Source organism: Methanolobus sp. ZRKC5, assembly GCF_038446525.1.
Classification (GTDB): Archaea; Halobacteriota; Methanosarcinia; order Methanosarcinales; family Methanosarcinaceae; genus Methanolobus.
Map to the genome: position 1 here is coordinate 2,579,860 of NZ_CP151792.1, position 16,507 is coordinate 2,596,366.

The 16,507-nt window shown below is 39.9% G+C and carries 15 protein-coding genes, 1 tRNA gene and 1 pseudogene; 8 read left to right on the forward strand and 9 right to left on the reverse strand.

Features of this window, described 5'->3' with window-relative positions:
• Positions 1 to 155: 155 nt before the first annotated feature.
• The 3 genes from WN948_RS12685 to WN948_RS12695 form a co-directional block, all read right to left on the reverse strand.
• Positions 156 to 1,529 (reverse strand): MATE family efflux transporter, encoded by a 1,374-nt coding sequence (locus WN948_RS12685; protein ID WP_342304560.1) that lies wholly within the window; start codon positions 1,527 to 1,529, stop codon positions 156 to 158.
• Between the two features lie 216 nt (positions 1,530 to 1,745).
• Entirely contained in the window at positions 1,746 to 2,234 is a 489-nt protein-coding gene (locus WN948_RS12690) for a hypothetical protein (protein ID WP_342304561.1), read from the reverse strand.
• Between the two features lie 53 nt (positions 2,235 to 2,287).
• Positions 2,288 to 2,611, reverse strand: coding sequence for a multidrug efflux SMR transporter (locus WN948_RS12695; RefSeq protein ID WP_342304562.1), 324 nt, complete (start codon positions 2,609 to 2,611; stop codon positions 2,288 to 2,290).
• A gap of 247 nt (positions 2,612 to 2,858) precedes the next feature.
• Between WN948_RS12695 and WN948_RS12700 the strand changes: the two genes are divergently transcribed.
• Both WN948_RS12700 and WN948_RS12705 read left to right on the forward strand, forming a co-directional pair.
• Positions 2,859 to 2,930, forward strand: a tRNA-Arg gene (locus WN948_RS12700).
• A 20-nt stretch (positions 2,931 to 2,950) separates the two neighbouring features.
• The gene (locus tag WN948_RS12705) at positions 2,951 to 3,898 is read left to right on the forward strand and encodes an acetylxylan esterase (protein WP_342304563.1); all 948 of its coding nucleotides are present in this window, start codon (positions 2,951 to 2,953) and stop codon (positions 3,896 to 3,898) included.
• 75 nt (positions 3,899 to 3,973) lie between these two features.
• On the opposite strand, the gene WN948_RS12710 is transcribed toward WN948_RS12705, so the two are convergent.
• On the reverse strand, positions 3,974 to 5,143 hold the full coding sequence (locus WN948_RS12710; protein ID WP_342304564.1) for a hypothetical protein: 1,170 nt from the start codon (positions 5,141 to 5,143) through the stop codon (positions 3,974 to 3,976).
• A gap of 191 nt (positions 5,144 to 5,334) precedes the next feature.
• On the opposite strand from WN948_RS12710, the gene WN948_RS12715 reads away from it, so the two are divergent.
• Complete coding sequence (locus tag WN948_RS12715; RefSeq protein WP_342304565.1) at positions 5,335 to 6,204, forward strand: winged helix-turn-helix domain-containing protein; 870 nt, start codon at positions 5,335 to 5,337, stop codon at positions 6,202 to 6,204.
• Between the two features lie 64 nt (positions 6,205 to 6,268).
• On the opposite strand, the gene WN948_RS12720 is transcribed toward WN948_RS12715, so the two are convergent.
• Positions 6,269 to 6,412, reverse strand: coding sequence for a hypothetical protein (locus WN948_RS12720; RefSeq protein WP_342304566.1), 144 nt, complete (start codon positions 6,410 to 6,412; stop codon positions 6,269 to 6,271).
• A 151-nt stretch (positions 6,413 to 6,563) separates the two neighbouring features.
• Here WN948_RS12720 and WN948_RS12725 point away from each other — a divergent pair, with 151 nt between their 5' ends.
• Together WN948_RS12725 and WN948_RS12730 are read left to right on the forward strand one after the other, a co-directional pair.
• Positions 6,564 to 7,277, forward strand: coding sequence for an HAD family hydrolase (locus tag WN948_RS12725; protein ID WP_342304567.1), 714 nt, complete (start codon positions 6,564 to 6,566; stop codon positions 7,275 to 7,277).
• Position 7,278: 1 nt separating this feature from the next.
• Entirely contained in the window at positions 7,279 to 8,487 is a 1,209-nt protein-coding gene (locus tag WN948_RS12730; protein WP_342304568.1) for an NAD(P)/FAD-dependent oxidoreductase, read from the forward strand.
• A 16-nt stretch (positions 8,488 to 8,503) separates the two neighbouring features.
• On the opposite strand, the gene WN948_RS12735 is transcribed toward WN948_RS12730, so the two are convergent.
• On the reverse strand, positions 8,504 to 9,007 hold the full coding sequence (locus WN948_RS12735; protein ID WP_342306478.1) for an amino acid-binding protein: 504 nt from the start codon (positions 9,005 to 9,007) through the stop codon (positions 8,504 to 8,506).
• A 263-nt stretch (positions 9,008 to 9,270) separates the two neighbouring features.
• Here WN948_RS12735 and WN948_RS12740 point away from each other — a divergent pair, with 263 nt between their 5' ends.
• Complete coding sequence (locus tag WN948_RS12740) at positions 9,271 to 10,626, forward strand: isopropylmalate synthase (protein WP_342304569.1); 1,356 nt, start codon at positions 9,271 to 9,273, stop codon at positions 10,624 to 10,626.
• A gap of 93 nt (positions 10,627 to 10,719) precedes the next feature.
• Here WN948_RS12740 and WN948_RS12745 read toward each other — a convergent pair whose 3' ends face one another.
• The gene (locus WN948_RS12745) at positions 10,720 to 10,914 is read right to left on the reverse strand and encodes a YegP family protein (RefSeq protein ID WP_342304570.1); all 195 of its coding nucleotides are present in this window, start codon (positions 10,912 to 10,914) and stop codon (positions 10,720 to 10,722) included.
• Positions 10,915 to 11,343: 429 nt separating this feature from the next.
• Between WN948_RS12745 and WN948_RS12750 the strand changes: the two genes are divergently transcribed.
• Both WN948_RS12750 and WN948_RS12755 read left to right on the forward strand, forming a co-directional pair.
• A complete protein-coding gene (locus WN948_RS12750) occupies positions 11,344 to 11,943 on the forward strand; it encodes an FmdE family protein (protein WP_342304571.1) in 600 nt (199 codons plus the stop codon).
• 153 nt (positions 11,944 to 12,096) lie between these two features.
• Positions 12,097 to 12,855 carry a sulfite exporter TauE/SafE family protein gene (locus WN948_RS12755; protein ID WP_342304572.1) on the forward strand — a complete coding sequence of 253 codons (759 nt, stop codon included), beginning with the start codon at positions 12,097 to 12,099 and terminating at the stop codon, positions 12,853 to 12,855.
• 157 nt (positions 12,856 to 13,012) lie between these two features.
• Here the strand turns inward: WN948_RS12755 and WN948_RS12760 are convergent.
• Together WN948_RS12760 and WN948_RS12765 are read right to left on the reverse strand one after the other, a co-directional pair.
• A pseudogene (locus WN948_RS12760) lies at positions 13,013 to 13,285 on the reverse strand (isocitrate/isopropylmalate family dehydrogenase); the annotation flags it as partial.
• Positions 13,286 to 13,475: 190 nt separating this feature from the next.
• Entirely contained in the window at positions 13,476 to 15,701 is a 2,226-nt protein-coding gene (locus tag WN948_RS12765) for an NADP-dependent isocitrate dehydrogenase (RefSeq protein WP_342304573.1), read from the reverse strand.
• Positions 15,702 to 16,507 lie beyond the last annotated feature (806 nt).

Genomic DNA, 16,507 nt, shown 5'->3' on the forward strand with positions numbered 1-16,507 from the left:
AGAAACTAGACCAAAGTCACAAAACTCATCAACCTGCAATATGGTCTTGTTTGCACGGACACAAATACTACTTCCCACATCACAATTATTACATAGTCTTACAAAAAAAACGTCATCATAAATTGCTTATACACACATTTGAAATGAGACACGCTTTATGCATCAATTGCCTTTATTTTTGTTACCCCAAGTTTGTTTACTTCCTTTTTCATCAGAACCACTGCTACAACAAATCCAAGAAAATCGGATACCGGGAATGATAGCCATATACCTGTCACACCCATGAATAATGGTAGAACTAGTACAAGAGGTGGCAGGAAAAACACCTGTCTTGAAAGTGTTACTACCAATGCTTGTTTTGATTTACCCATAGACTGGAGTAAAGCCGTAGCCACTATCTGACTTCCTATGAAGGGCATCATGAGGAAGCTTATTTTTATTGCTGGTACTCCCATAGCCAGCAGTTCGGCATCACTACTGAAAACCCTGAATATCTGCTCTGGAATTAGGAAAATAATAAGGACACTAATTACGCACATACCGAATGCGATGTAATTTGAAAGAGAGACAGCTTCCCTGACCCTCCCGAAATCATTAGCACCGTAGTTGAAACCGAATATGGGCAGTATTCCATGCTTGATACCTATAATTGGCATCAGGAATATCATAAACACCTTGATGATAATACCAAATACAGCAATTGCCATATCCCCTCCATAAACAAGGAGACTCTGGTTCAAAAGAATAAACACCAGACTTTCCACCGAATTGAAAATAAATTCGGACATGCCTATGCTTACAATTTCCTGAGAAAGAACAGGATCCAGTGCCATATATTCCGGTTTAAACGCCACCATGTTAATGCTGCCTCTATAATAGTGAATTATCATTACAGCACCGATCATCTGAGAGATGACTGTTGCAACAGCAGCCCCCATAATTCCCATGTTGAACTCAAAGATAAAGATCGGATCGAGTACTATATTCACAACACTTGAGACTAGCATAACAGCCATGGCAAACTTTGCATGACCCTCTGCTCTTATGGCGTTGCTCATAGCTGCAGAAAAAGTAAAAAATATAGTCCCCATGAGAATATACTTTGTATATTCCTTTGCAAAGGGTAGTACACTCTCAGAAGCTCCAAATAACCTTAACAGGGGGTCAATAAATAATAATCCCAGAACCGTAAAGACCACACTCGATATAATTACCAGTGTGACCATGTTAGCCAGAGTTCTTTCTGCCTTATCTGAATCTCCCATTCCCAATGTTCTCGAGATGACAGATGCACCTCCAATGCCTATACCCATGGCTATTGCCATCATAAGCATCTGTATAGGGAATGCAATGGAAATGCCTGCTATTCCAAGAGCACTATCATCTCCCAGCCCCCTACCCACAAATATGGTGTCCACGAGGTTATAGAATGCCTGTACAAGCAGTCCTATAATTGCAGGTGTTGAAAGCTTGAAGATGAGTTTTCTTATGCTCTGGGTTGCAAGCATATCATATCTTTCATGTTTCATACAATGGACATCCTGATGATAATGGGGTACTAAGAGCAACTTGAATGAGTTTGCCGTATTTAATCATTTGCAAACAATCAGATCATGTCAGTAATTGAATGAAAAACAACGTGTTACGGACATTATAGATGTAATTATTCTTCAATGAACAAAATCACCTGCATATATTGCCTTCTTAAATCTAAAAAGACTGTTTGATAAGAACTCAACAGCAGCTTAAACTTTATTCTCTTTCAAATCAGAGATCTGAGCGTATATGTATTGGATCAATTCTTCAAAGCGGTTTATCTCTGCAAGGTAATTTTCGTATGTATCCAGTTTGGTTTCCTGTTCCTGAGTCGTGGCATTACATCTGTATTCTTCTATAAGAGGAGGTATTTTCGTTTTTGCAATTTCTAATTCAGTTGCAAAACCATTTTTAATCTGGATAGCAAAAGCATCTAACAGATCCTTTTCCATGAGAAGGTATGTCTTACGAGACCCGGGTTTTTGTATTCTTTTTATACCCCAGAAATGTTCAATATTTTTAATCTTAAGACTGATGGAGGCAAGACTATACCCGGTTCTCTTTGCCAGCTCCTCCATACTTACCTCTTCTGACTCAAAGTTAAGTATTGATAGAATCTGTGCAGTGGGATTGTCAACCCCGTAGCCTTTGAAGATCTCATGACCAATGTCAATTATCTTGTTCTCAATGTCACTCATTTTTCTCCTCTATGAATCTGAATGTTCCCTTTTAAATATTGGGTAATGCACGATCATGCAGACACCAATTTTAAGCCACCAATGCCAACAGCTATCAGTCCTATGAAAAATAATCGGGATAAATTAATGGATTCATTGAATAGGACTATTCCCAGTACTGTCGTCCCAATAATCCCAATACCTGTCCATACTGCATAGGCAGTCCCAACCGGTAATGTCCTCAGAGCTTTTTCCAATAGATACATGCTTAAAATCAGAGTCACGATTGTAAACACCACCGGATAAAACCTGGTTAAACCATCACTATATTTCAGTCCAACTGCCCACCCGGTTTCAAATACTCCTGCAATTAATAAGTAAATCCATTCCATTTTCATACCTTTTAGTATTTTTAATAAATATTAAAAGCTAATAAAACAGATTTTGTATTTATAACTATTGGCAAAAAATTCTGCAGAAAAAACATTTCACATTTAACAAGAATAACATTGCAAACATTAAGCAAACACAGGCCATTCCACCTGATACCCTAACCAATATTAGAATTAACCTTTAAATCAACATTCCGTCCAACACTATATTTATCTTCAATGAGAAACATGCAAATCGTTATACTCAAATAATGGACCTGTAGTGTAGTGGATATCACTTTAGCCTCCGGAGCTTAGAACCCGGGTTCGATTCCCGGCAGGTTCGTAAATATTATCGGCGATCATATGAGTCAAAAGCATACTACCAAAGGAAAAAGAAAGACACCTGAAAAGCAGAAAATGAACATCAAAATGCTGCCACTTGTTCTGGGAGTTTTGCTTATGATAGCAGGTGTTATCGGAATAATGGCCAGTTCCGATGATCAGGCTAAGTGGTCTGTTTCGGACGAAGGTATTCTTTCTTACTCGCAAATTGAAGATATGCAATACAGTGTAGGCAATGTCACAACGACAGATAACAATGACTCTGTTAAAGAGGTCACATTCAAAAGCAGGAACTCTGATATTGAAGGACTGATACGGACACCTGAGTCCGGCACAAGTGTACCAGGTATTGTGGTTCTTCCCGGTGCTGGTGTATCCAAAGAACAACAAACCGCTGTTCCTGAATTGCTCTCTGAATTAGGATATGCCTCCATCACTATTGACCAGAGGAATCTTGGTGGAATAGACCCACAGGCAGACTTTGGACTGTTCATAGATGGTGAAGAACCTGTGGAATATATGATGGTACATGATGCATTAATGGCTGCAGATGTCATTGGCGACCAGACGGAAGTCAATGGCGAAAATATTGCAATGTTTGGACTTAGTAATGGTGGAAGGTTTGCCATAATTGCAACTGCAATCAGCCCTGAAATTAAGGGTGTTGTGGCTATCAGCACAAGCGGATATGACACAGACGTTATTGTTGTTGATGAGAACACAGACAAGGACGCATATCTTTTCTACAGGTCTATAGACCCTGACAACTATCTGGATAAAATTGTACAACGCAGGTTTGTCATGTTCCACTCCCTCAACGACAGCATTATACCTTATGAACTGGCACAACGCAGTTTTAGCAAAGCACAGGAACCAAAGGCACTCCATAGCATTAATGGCAGTACCCACGGATACAGCACACTGATGGATCAGGGGATTGAAGCGGAACTTGAACTCATATTCCTATAACTTCAACAAAATTCGAAAATAAAAATGGGAAATTATTTCCCATCTGTCTATTTATTTATTTATTTATTTATTTATTTATTTTACAACTATGATACCTTTTATTGCAGCATTGTTTGCCACACTGAATGTGTAAATACCAGGCTCTTCAAAGGTGTAAGTGAATATCTTACCGTAGTAGATAGTCTGGTCTTCCCACAAACCATCATCACTTACAAGCACGACAGGAAGCTTAGGTCTCTGTAGATTTCTCCAGGTAACAGTTTCTCCTGCATCAACCTCCACGGAGCCGGGAGTTGCTATGCGAATTATAAGAAACTCAGTGCTATGATCCACTATTTGTTCCCTGACCTGCTCACGCTCCTGTTCCATTGAACGAACAGGTTCACCGACCTCTTCTCCCATCATAGCTTCTGGACCTGGTGCCATCATACCACCATTGACAGGAGTATCAACTACCGATGTCATTCCCTTTTCTATAACCACGACAGTTCCTGTTATTGCTGGCTTATCCTGAGCATGGAATGTGTATGTGCCGCTCTCTTCAAAAGTGTAGGAGAATGTCTTACCGTAGTAGATGGTCTGGTCATCCCACAGTCCTTCTTCACTTACAAGCACAATAGGAAACTTAGGTCTCTGCAAATTTTTCCATGTGACGGTCTCTCCTACATAGGCCTCCAACGCCGTTGGTGTTGCTACACGAACAATAAGGAAGTCATTGCCATGAGACATTGCCTGTTCCCTATCCAGTCTCATCGGACTGACTGCCCCGGTCCGGTCCCCCATTACAGCTTCCGGACCAGGTACCATCATACGCTCATCGGCAGAAGTATCGACCACAGATGACATTCTTTTTTCGTTGACCACAACTGTTCCGCTTATTGCAGGATTGTCCATTGCGCTGAATGTGTAAGTACCAGGCTCTTCAAAAGCATAGGAGAATATCTTACCGTAGTAGATGGTCTGGTCATCCCAAAGTCCTTCGTCACTTATAAGCACAATCGGAAATTTGGGTCTCTGCAGATTCCTCCAGGTTACCGTATCGCCCACTGATATCTCGATAGATTGCGGAGTGGCAACTTTGATCATCAAAACCTCATGTTTTTGTGAACTTGTTTCCACAGATTTAACAGATAGGTCCTTGACACTCATATAAGGACCATCAGCAGCCGATGACACTGCTATTAACAAAGTAGATGCTGTTATGAATACAGCTACAACTAATGCCATTGTTCTAATGTATTTCATAAGAAGATTCCTCCCTGAGTTCCCCTCCTTATATATATTTTGTACTCGATTCCATATAGCCAAAACCATAGGGATATGGCAACAGATGAATGGATATTCTAATGCTCTTGGAAAAGTAGAAAGCTACAAGAATACTAAACATATTTCCAATGATTATATATGTGTTTAAAGGCAAAGTAAAATGGGGTTTTATGCAATCTTCTTTACTTGACACGTTGTTCCTTTCTGAAAAAAGAAAGGAATTGTTGCTGTTCCTGAAAGATGGTACGAAGAATTCGGAGGACATAAAGGCAGCTTTTGATTTCCCATGGAAGTCCATGATACCACAGATAAAGAGACTTGTTGAATGGGACCTGATAATCTACAATAAAGGTAGTTGTACCCTTACTACTATGGGAGAGATCGTTGTCGAGAATATGGAACACTTCATGAGGACCCTGAAAATCCATGAAGAGCACAGGAACTATTGGCTGGAACATGACCTTAGTCCTATACCAAAAGAGTTACTCTATAGGATAGGTGAACTTGGGCAGTGTGAAATTAGTGAGCCAACCCTTCCAAATATATTTGAACAACAGGAAGAGATGCTAAAAAGAATGGATGGTTCGCACAGGATCATGGCTTTTGTTTCTGTATATCATCCAGCACAACTAATTATATTTTCTGAATTCATGGAAAGTGGAAAAAAACTTGATCTGATAATGACTGAAGAAGTCTACAAAACCATCAAGGGAGAGATACAACCAAATATCAGCATTCTTCAGAACGGGAATTCAATTTTTATCTCGTTGAAAGAGGAATATGAGAAAGAGATAGAGAATCTTTTCAAAGACCAAAGGTCGAAAATATTTATTTATAAAGGAAGTATGAAACCTCCGACCATCATTGTAACTGACAAGTTCTTATCACTGGCACTTCTTGACAATGAAGGAAGATACGATAATTCAAGTATCATAAGTTCCGAGCTTTCAGCAGTCTTATGGGGTGAGAGGCTTTTCAGCCATTACAGAGACAGGTCAGATAGACTGATAGAACAGGAAGGAGTTTCAATTAAAATTTAAAAATGGATGAACTGGCTGCAGTCATCCAAAAGAACTGGACATGTAATCTTTTAATGTTACTGCTTTACCGTATACGTATGAAAGCCTGCCCACATGATGAATAAAATCCATCCTCTTCTTTTTGAAGAGAGGATGACTCATCAATTATTGACATCTGCAAGTGTATATCAGTATCATCTTTCTGCATCGTTCGTAGTTCTGTAACCATTATTTACCCTCATTGCTCAAAATACCATTAATTAAATAGATAGTATAGTATACTAATAAATAATATATAAACTTTTTTTTAATCAGAGCTCTGGCTAAACGAATATGTGATATATGAATGTTGCATTATTTTAGATAGATAGAGTACCACAATGTTTCAAAGACAGGATGAAGGCATGAAAGACAAAAAGATAAAAGGTGTCATTTTTGATATGGATAATACACTTTTTGATTTTGTGAAAGCTAAAGTAGCTGCCTGTACGGCCATTATAGAGTACATTGGAACAGGCGACCCTCATGAACTATTATCTTATTTTCGAAGAGAAAAACATGGCTTCGAAGACATTGAGAACATCAGCGATTATCTTGTAGAATACAAAGTATACTCTCTGGAGAGGTTTCATGAATGCTGCACTATATACGAGAGAGAGAAGATCAGCAGCATTGAACTTTATCCGGATGTGAAAAAGACAATGATCGACCTGAAAAGCATGGAGCTGAATATAGGTATACTCACAGATGCCGACAACAGAAATGCAAGTAAGAGACTTAAAAAAGTTGGCTTATGCGGATGTTTTGATTCACTTTTTACCTTTGATATGACAGGATGGAAGAAACCGTCACATAAACCTTTCATGTATGCATTAGATTCAATGGGACTTGAGGCTCACGAGACACTTTTTGTAGGAGACAGCCTCATGCGGGACATTGGGCCTTCAAAACAGCTTGGAATGCTGGCAGTCCACGCAATATATGGCGACTGTAATCCTTCAGTCGATAGCCAGCTTGTAGAAGAAATACCAGACCATGTGATCAATAAGTTCAGGGACCTGCCCACTATAATTCAAAATTGGAACAAGTATTAATATGACAGAATATGACGTTGTTGTCGTCGGAGCCGGACCCATTGGCTCTACGGCTGCAAGATATGCCGCAATGAATGGTGCACGAACTCTGATGGTTGAAGACCACCCATTTATAGGAAGCCCCGTTGGATGTACAGGACTCCTAAGTACAAGGGCAGTCAGTGAATGTGACATAAAACCATCGGAGGATTTTGTATTTAATTCCGTAAGAGGTGCCTTTGTGCATCCAATGAACGGATCATGCCTCCCCATAGATGGTAAAAAGACGAAGGCATACGTTGTTTCCAGAAAGATATTCGACCGCCGCTTAGCTGCAATGGCACTTGAAGAAGATGTTGACCTCTGGCTGAACTCAAGGGTCAATGCTGTCGAAAAAGCAGACGGAGAACAAAGGGTGTCAATAGTCAGAAATGGGCAGCTTGAAACCATTAAAACAAAAGTGGTCATCGGCGCAGACGGTGTTCGCAGCAAGGTTGCAAAGATGGCTGGACTTGGAAATGTTACTAAAGTATTGTCAGGGATACAGACAGAAGTGCCTTACTGTTCAGATGATACTGATTTTGTAGAATTATTCGTGGGCTCACAGGCACCTGGTTTCTTTGCATGGGCGGTTCCTGTGGACGAGAATATATCACGCATAGGAATGGCAATTGACCCCAGACACAAAAATGCTACGGTGGCAAAGCAGCTACTAGATAACCTGTTGACAAATAACTCTCACATTGCCTCAAGATATGGCAGAGGGAAACTTGACCTTGTGATGGGCGGAATACCACTTGGACCACTTGAGAAAACATATTCAGATGGATTACTTGTAGTAGGAGATGCTGCCGGTCAGGTTAAGCCCACATCCGGTGGGGGAATATACACTGGTGCAGTCTGTGCGAAAATTGCAGGAGAAATTGCTGCAAAGGCTGTTGTTGAAGAAGATAATTCTGCGAATTTCCTTTCAGAATATGACAGGAGATGGCGGGCTAAAATTGGAAAAGAGCTTGCCATGGGAATGAGAATTCACCGCTTCATCGACGGTCTTGAAGATAGTGAATTCGATGACCTTATAGGTTCGATGAACAATCCCGCTATACTTGACACCATTACACGCTACGGGGATATGGATCATCCCTCAATACTCATAAAGAAAATGCTGCACCCTTCAAGATCGGTGCATATGTTTAAGGTATTCCGTGCATTTGCAAAAGCTGTTCTTTGAATGAAAAGCACTCAGCTTAATAGATGCTGACACCTTTGACAGAATCCAGTTTTAGTAGTTCTTCCACAATGCTGCCTGGAACCTTAGTATCTGTTATTATAGTGAGTTTTGCCTCGGCTACAAAGAAAGGATCATCCGATACTGCTTGCCTGATACTGATATTGTGCCTTGCTATAACTGTGGATACCTCAGAGATTATGCCTTTATGAGAAGCATCGTCAGGAGAGATTATAACGACGCCCTGCCCCATAAGAGGTGCCACATCACGAAGGAAAGGTATCGACCTTACATTCTGGAATATCTTCTTTAGCAGTTCATCGGAAAGTATTACCTCAGTAGTTGAATCCACAACGCGCCGGTCAACGCCTGCTTCCCTGGCAAGCTGTGTATGGGCTATCTCTATTGCACCAGAGGTAACCTTACCATCATCATTTACCTGAAAACCACGTTCAAAAAGGATCTTTAATACCTTTTGCTGGGCGGGGTATTTTTCGAACTTACTGAGTAATGTGCTCCACATATTAACCATGTAATCATTTAAATTATAAAGATTTACGGTTAAGTTTATGCGGTGCAGACTAATTAAACATACAAAAATTCCTAAAGAAAAGACATTTTAAGTATGAGGTCGTTTATGATAGTCTGCAATTCATCTTTCAATAGAGATAATAATCCGGAGTAAAATCACTTTTTGATGTGATTTTAGAATATTGATATTAGCTCATTTCTACAATTTATCATAAACTCCGGGATCTTTACGATTTACACCAAAGGAGGCATTTAATGAAAATATACAAGGATTATGAAGACCTTCCTAAAATAAAATTGCCACTTGGGCAAAAGGTTTCTATCAGCGACAGCACAATCAGGGACGGGGCACAGATGCCTGGTATTGTGATGAAAAGCCAGCAGAAATTTCAGATATACAATTACTTGCATGATATAGGAATTGAGAAGCTTGAGACATTCGTCTATAACGATAGAGACCGAAAAGCTATCAAGCTCATGATGGATCAGGGATATGAATTCCCGGAGATCACCGGATGGGCACGTGCAAACCCTGCTGATATTGACATGGTCCTAAACATTGACGGAATCGAAGAAACAGGTATACTCATGTCAGTTTCTGACCCACATATCTTTGATAAGATGGGACTCCCAACCCGTGAGGCAGCAGAGGAAAAATACCTCAATACGCTTCAGTATGCAGTAGACCATGGTCTTCGTACAAGGGCACATATTGAGGATATGACCCGTGCCGATAATTATGATTTCACATTCCCCTTAATTGAGAAGATAATGGACATTGACCCGGATTGTACCATACGCATATGTGATACTATCGGATTTGGTATACCATTCATTGGTGTTGACGAGCCATTTGGAATACCAACCATTGTGAAACACCTGAAAGATGATCTCAATGTCAAGAATATCGAGACACACTGTCATGATGATTTTGGTCTGGCTGTTGCTAACTCCATCTCAGGGTACTGGCACGGTGCCAACTGGTCAAACGTAACTTTCCTGGGAATCGGAGAAAGAGCAGGCAATGCAGAAATGGAAAAGCTCCTTTTGTTCCTTGCAAGACGTATAGAAGGATTTGACAAATATAACCTTGAATCCCTGGTCGAGTTTGCGAAATTCATGGAAAGGGAGATTGGTATTCGCATCCCAAGAAACAAGTCTGTTATCGGGAAAAACGTATTTGCCCACGAATCAGGCATCCACTCTGCAGGTGTTATCAAAAACCCATTCACATACGAACCCTATCCTCCTGAGATCGTTGGTGGAAAGAGGATATTCCTCATAGGTGATTCATCCGGTATCGAGGTATTAAGATACAAGGTACAGGAAACACTGAACGAGCTGATGGAAGTACAAATCGAGATCGGTAAAAATGACAAGCGCCTACGCGCTATCCAGGCAGACATACAGAAGCTCTATAATGACGAGAAAAGAGTTTCCTGCATATCTGATGAAGAGATCATGGCTTACGTGAAGAAGTACTTCATGTTCAACTCCATAGTAAGTAAGGATATGCACCGCAACGATGAGGATGATGAGAACGGTGACAATGAGCCTGAAACGGACACCCTCGGTAATACGAAAGCTCGTATGCATGATATTGTAGACTAAAAAGAAATCATACAAGCACAAGCAATTGTGTTTGTAACTTATAGATATGGTGGAGATTTCCACCATACAATTATTTTACTATCAAAAAAGAGTTTACTCGGTTCCTTCCGGATCCTTGATCTCAATTATATCCACCACAGGGGCATTCTTTTTTACTGATTCTATCCCATGCATACAACTGGCTTTGTTTGAATATGCCTGGCCCACTGCGATTACTTCTCCGTTTGGAGCTTTTAGTCTGAACCTGTATTTTCCAATCTTGTCTGTGAACACTTCGAATTTTGGCATTTTATCACTTTCTCCTTTAGTACAAAATCGGGAAAATATACACTAACAATATTCTCCCCCAATAAACATTAGAGGTATCTATAAAAAAAGTTTGTGACTTTATGCGCTTTGTCCGAAAAATCGATTTGACGTGCTTGTAAAAAGTTTATTTTTTACGAAAGCACATATTGAGCATCATTGTATTTCAAATATTATTGAAACCGTTACCTTTAAATATAGACTCATCAATTATATATTATTGGTTTTGTAGGCATAATCCAATACCGTGCAAATGAGTTTCTGGAGATATTAAATATGGTAAAGATGAAATGTTCGAACTTGAATTCGAATCCCACGGATACCGTTGTCCAGGATCGTCATTTGGATTGAGACTTGCTTGGACAGCTATGGAAAAACTTGGTGAATCAAAAGCAAAAAGAGGATATTAAAATGATTAATGTAAATGACTATCTTGAAACAGGATTTAATTTTCACGGCCACAGGTGTCCTGCTATGCCGCTTGGAATGAGAGCCGGAGCTGCTGCTATGAACGTACTTGGCGTTGACAGATCAAAGGATAAAGAGCTTTTCATGATCGCAGAGACAGGAAATGATCATGCAGCTGGGTGTTTTGTTGATGGCCTTATGACTATCACTAGTTGTACTTATGGGAAAAGCAATATTGAGAAGACTTACCATGGTAAAATGGCTTTTACACTCATCGATACCATTAATCAAAAGGCAGTCAGAGCATATATAAAGCCTGAATTCTTTGGAAACATGCTAAAATCTCCGTTTGTTGAACAGAGAAAAATAGGTGTACCGCCACAGAACATTGATGCTGAGATTGCTGAGCCATTGATTAACAAAATACTAACCATACCTGAAGAAAACTTCTTAGTTATTGGCCCTGTTTTTGATTATCAGTTTGAAAAGAAAAAAGGGGTTTTTGATACAGCATTGTGTGAGGAATGTGGTGAACGTACATTTACTCATAAATTGCAGGATGTTAATGGCAAAACACTTTGTAAACCCTGTGCTGACAAATAAAAAATACAAATAAATGGCAATCGCAAAATATTTACGTATGTTCGACGGCAAAATAGTCTGATAGCCATGTTTGGAAAAAGTGTATAAGCTGTAGGTGCAATTGCACCTACCATTTTAACATAATATACTGATGTAAAGTCTGGAATTGATCATATGGATATTATTGTAATTGCCGTTATTGTCTTTTTTTTAGCTGTTATATTTTCAATGCTTGGCCTAGGTGGTTCCTTGGTATATGTGCCCCTATTTTACTGGCTTGGTATTGATATGCTTATAGCAATACCTACAGCATTGCTTCTCAATGGTATAACTGCCAGTTCAGCAGCAATCACGTATTACAGGAAAAAAATGATAGACTTGCAAATGGCAGCTCCTTTTATATTAGCTTCTACTATAGGAGCACCAATTGGCGCTTATTTTACTAAGTTTATCACCATTGAAACATTATTGTGGATACTCAGTACTGTGTTGATTTTTGCCGGAGCACGCATGTTATTCTCTGGAAAAAAAAATGCAGATGCTCAATTATCAGCCACTTCTATCAATAAAAGAAAAAGCTTCGCCATTGGTATTTCATTTGGTTTTGCAATTGGTGTTACTGCAGGACTTCTTGGAGTAGGTGGAGGTATATTCATTGTCCCCATTTTAATAGCAATTGGTTATGAAACAAAACGTGCTTCTGCCACATCAGCTTTCATTGTATTGTTCTCCTCTTTCTCAGGGTTCTTTGGTCATCTGACCACAGGACATCTGGACATGAATCTCATGATATATACAGCTATAGCTGCATTTCTAGGAGGACAGGTCGGTTCTTATTTAATGCACAGCAAAATGAAATCAGAAACAATCAAACAGATGTTTGGTGTGGTTTTGTGGATAATGGCCATCAAAATCGTTTATGGATTGATATGATTTTGTGTGGGTAGCATAGGATTTTCGTGTATTATTCACCTATGGATGATACAAAATTCATAAACTATAGCACAAATGAAAAACTAAAAAGACCAACTATCCAATAATCAAAAAAGTGAATATTCCTAGGTGAAATAAAAAAAATAGCTGAGATGAATCACTTCATCTCAGCTTCGACGTACTTTGCAATTGCATCGGTCATTTCGCTCAGTTTTGCGTTACCGCCGATGTCATAGGTTACATACTTGCCTTCGGAGATGACCTTCTCGGTTGCTGCGAAGATTGCTTTTGACTGCTCTTTCTCACCAAGATAATCAAGCATCCATGCGCCTGCAAGGATTGTTGCAACAGGGTTGACCTTGTCCTGACCTGCATATTTTGGTGCTGAACCGTGTGCTGGTTCGAACATTGCATTTATGGACAGAGAACTCCTGCAGTTATACGGAAACGTTCTTTGACGGAATCCACATCACGAAAACTGACGATTTCATGATAGAAGACGCATCTGTCTTCCCAACCCAAGCAGAAGCGGAAGCTTTAGCTCCCTAATCACATTGCTTATTTAGATACTAAAAAGCCCCGCCCTAAACCGGGGCTTTCCTTTTGTTTCCACAATAAAATTAAATAGAATCGATAATTCCATTCAAAGTCGCACTAGGTCTCATGGCCTGGGATTTCAACTCCTCATCTGGAGCGTAGTGTCCTTTGATATCCTGAGCTTTGCCCTGAGCTTCTAACAACTCATTGGCAATCTTCTCTTCATTTTCTATCAGAGCTTTAGCTAAAGGTTCAAAAATCGCTTTTAATTCGCTATCTTTCTCCTGATCAGCCAGAGCCTGAGCCCAATACATTGCCAGATAAAAATGAGATCCTCTGGTATCAATCTCATTCACTTTTCGGGAAGGTGATTTTCTGTTTTCCAGAACCAGCTCTGTCGCTTTATCCAATGTTTCTGCTAAAACCAGAGCTTTAGGATTATCAAAACTGTTGCCCAGATGCTCCAGAGAAACAGCTAAGGCCAGGAATTCCCCTAGGGAGTCCCAACGCAGGTGACCTTCCGATTCAAATTGTTGTGCGTGTTTGGGTGCCGAACCGCCGGCACCTGTCTCGAAAAGTCCACCGCCATTCATTAGAGGAACAATTGATAGCATTTTCGCACTGGTTCCCAGTTCCAAAATGGGAAATAGGTCTGTCAGATAATCTCTCAAAACATTTCCAGTTACAGAGATTGTATCTTTGCCCTCTTTAATTCTCTCCAATGAAAACTTGGTCGCTTCAACGGGAGCTTTGATCAATATTTCCAGGCCATCAGTACCATAATCTTTCAAGTGTTTGTTCACTTTTTTAATGAGCTGTGAATCGTGAGCTCTTTCCTCATCGAGCCAGAAGACTGCAGGATTGCCTGTTGCTTTGGCTCGTTTAACGGCCAGCTTGATCCAGTCCTGAATGGGTGCGTCTTTCACCTGACACATGCGGAAGATATCTCCTTCCTCTACCGATTGTTCAATGAGTACATTATTGTTGTCATCGATAGCTTGAACTTTTCCTGTACCAGTCATCTCAAAGGTCTTGTCATGTGAGCCATATTCTTCAGCTTTTTGCGCCATAAGCCCCACATTGGAAACACTTCCCATTTTAGATGGATCAAAGGCACCGTGTTTTTGACAGAACTCAATAGTTTCCTGATACACTCCCGAATAAGCGCGGTCTGGAATTATGGCTTTCATATCTTTCAGTTCCCCGTCTGGTCCCCACATGCAGCCTGATGAGCGGATTGCTGCAGGCATGGAAGCGTCGACGATAACATCGCTGGGAACATGAAGATTGGTAATTCCCTTATCGGAGTTAACCATAGCCAATGCTGGTCTCTTGGCATACACAGCTTCTATATCTGCTTTGATTTCAGCCTGTTTGTCTTCAGGCAGATTCTGGATTTTTGTATAGAGATCTCCCAGTCCGTTGTTGGAATCTACACCCAATTCTGAAAGCAGATCACCATATTTATCAAATATCTCTTTAAAGAAGACCTTAACCACATGACCAAAGATAATAGGGTCGGAAACTTTCATCATTGTCGCTTTCAAATGAACGGAGAATAAGACATCTTTAGCTTTGGCATCTTCTATCTGTTCAGCCAGAAATGCCTGAAGCGCTTTTTTGTTCATAACAGCTGCATCAATGATTTCTCCGGTCTGAAGAGGAGCTTTGTCTTTTAATAGTGTTTTATTACCAGCGTCATCTGTAAATAAAATTCTGAAATTGGTAGCCTCTTCAATTTCAACAGATTTCTCACTGCCGTAAAAATCTCCGCCGGTCATGCTGGCTACATGGGATTTGGAATCGGACTTCCATTCTCCCATGGAATGTGGATGTTTTTTCGCATAATTTTTTACAGCTTTAGGAGCTCTGCGGTCAGAATTCCCTTCTCTTAATACAGGGTTAACAGCACTGCCCTTGGCAATATCGAATTTCGCTTTGATCGCCTTTTCCTCATCATTAGAAGGATCTTCGGGATAATCGGGCAGATCATACCCTTTAGCCTGGAGTTCTGCGACTGTCGCTTTAATCTGGGGAACTGAAGCGCTGATATTGGGTAGTTTGATAATGTTGGCTTCCGGAGTTAAGACCAGCTCTCCCAATTCAAAAAGGGCATCGGAAATCTTCTGGTCCTCTGTCAGTCTTTCGGGAAACTGGGCAATGATTCTTCCCGGCAGGGAGATATCCCTCGTTTCCATAGTGATTCCAGCGTTTTTCACATAAGCCTGTACAATAGGCAGGAGCGAACTGGTTGCCAAAGCCGGAGCTTCATCGGTTTTCGTATAAATGATTGTCGATTTCTGTGCCATGTTAATCCTTTTCTCTGTAAATTAATATTGCTCAAAATCAATACGTTTTTTAACAAATTGTAATTTGACAGGAAACAAATAATTTTCGAAGAGTTCTTTTTTTCAGTATTAACTATATCCCCGAAGTATTATGCGAGGGGACAAAATTTGAACTTCTTCAAAATTAAGCGTACACTTTTTTCACGTTATATATATCCCTGACATTTGCTACTTAAGCATTGCTTCTACAAAATCAGGTCCAATTCCATCGCCTTTTATAACTGCTGCTGATTTTGTCATATTTTAACCTTCTGAATAATCATATAAATAATAGATAAAGAGCAAATTGCTTTATTGACGACCCCATTATATATATGTCATACCCAGCAGGGAAACAAAAATAGAAATTTCCTGAACATTAGGCAAGAACATATTGAATGACATTGTCAAAGAAATGATAATATTTAGCAGTTTGACTGGAAAAATGCAAAAGCAAATATAAGAAAATAGAGTTGTACGCGATTCATTTCGAATTGATATATCCTGTGCTCTTTGCTAAATTTAATAACCTTAAAATAGTGACGGAAAAGATAAAGGTAAAACCAAGCAAAACAACTACAAGAACAATAGCCCTTTCTAAAGACACATCTGTATAGAACAGCATAACAGAAGCAATGGATATAATGATAATCTGCCCAAGCAACGAAAGCAAACTGAGCCAGACATACCTGTACTTTAAGAACATTCCTAGATTCATCAGGTAATATTGATATCGAAGCCATTTATAGATAATTACCCTATAATTTTGAAGTGCGATACAGTATCAT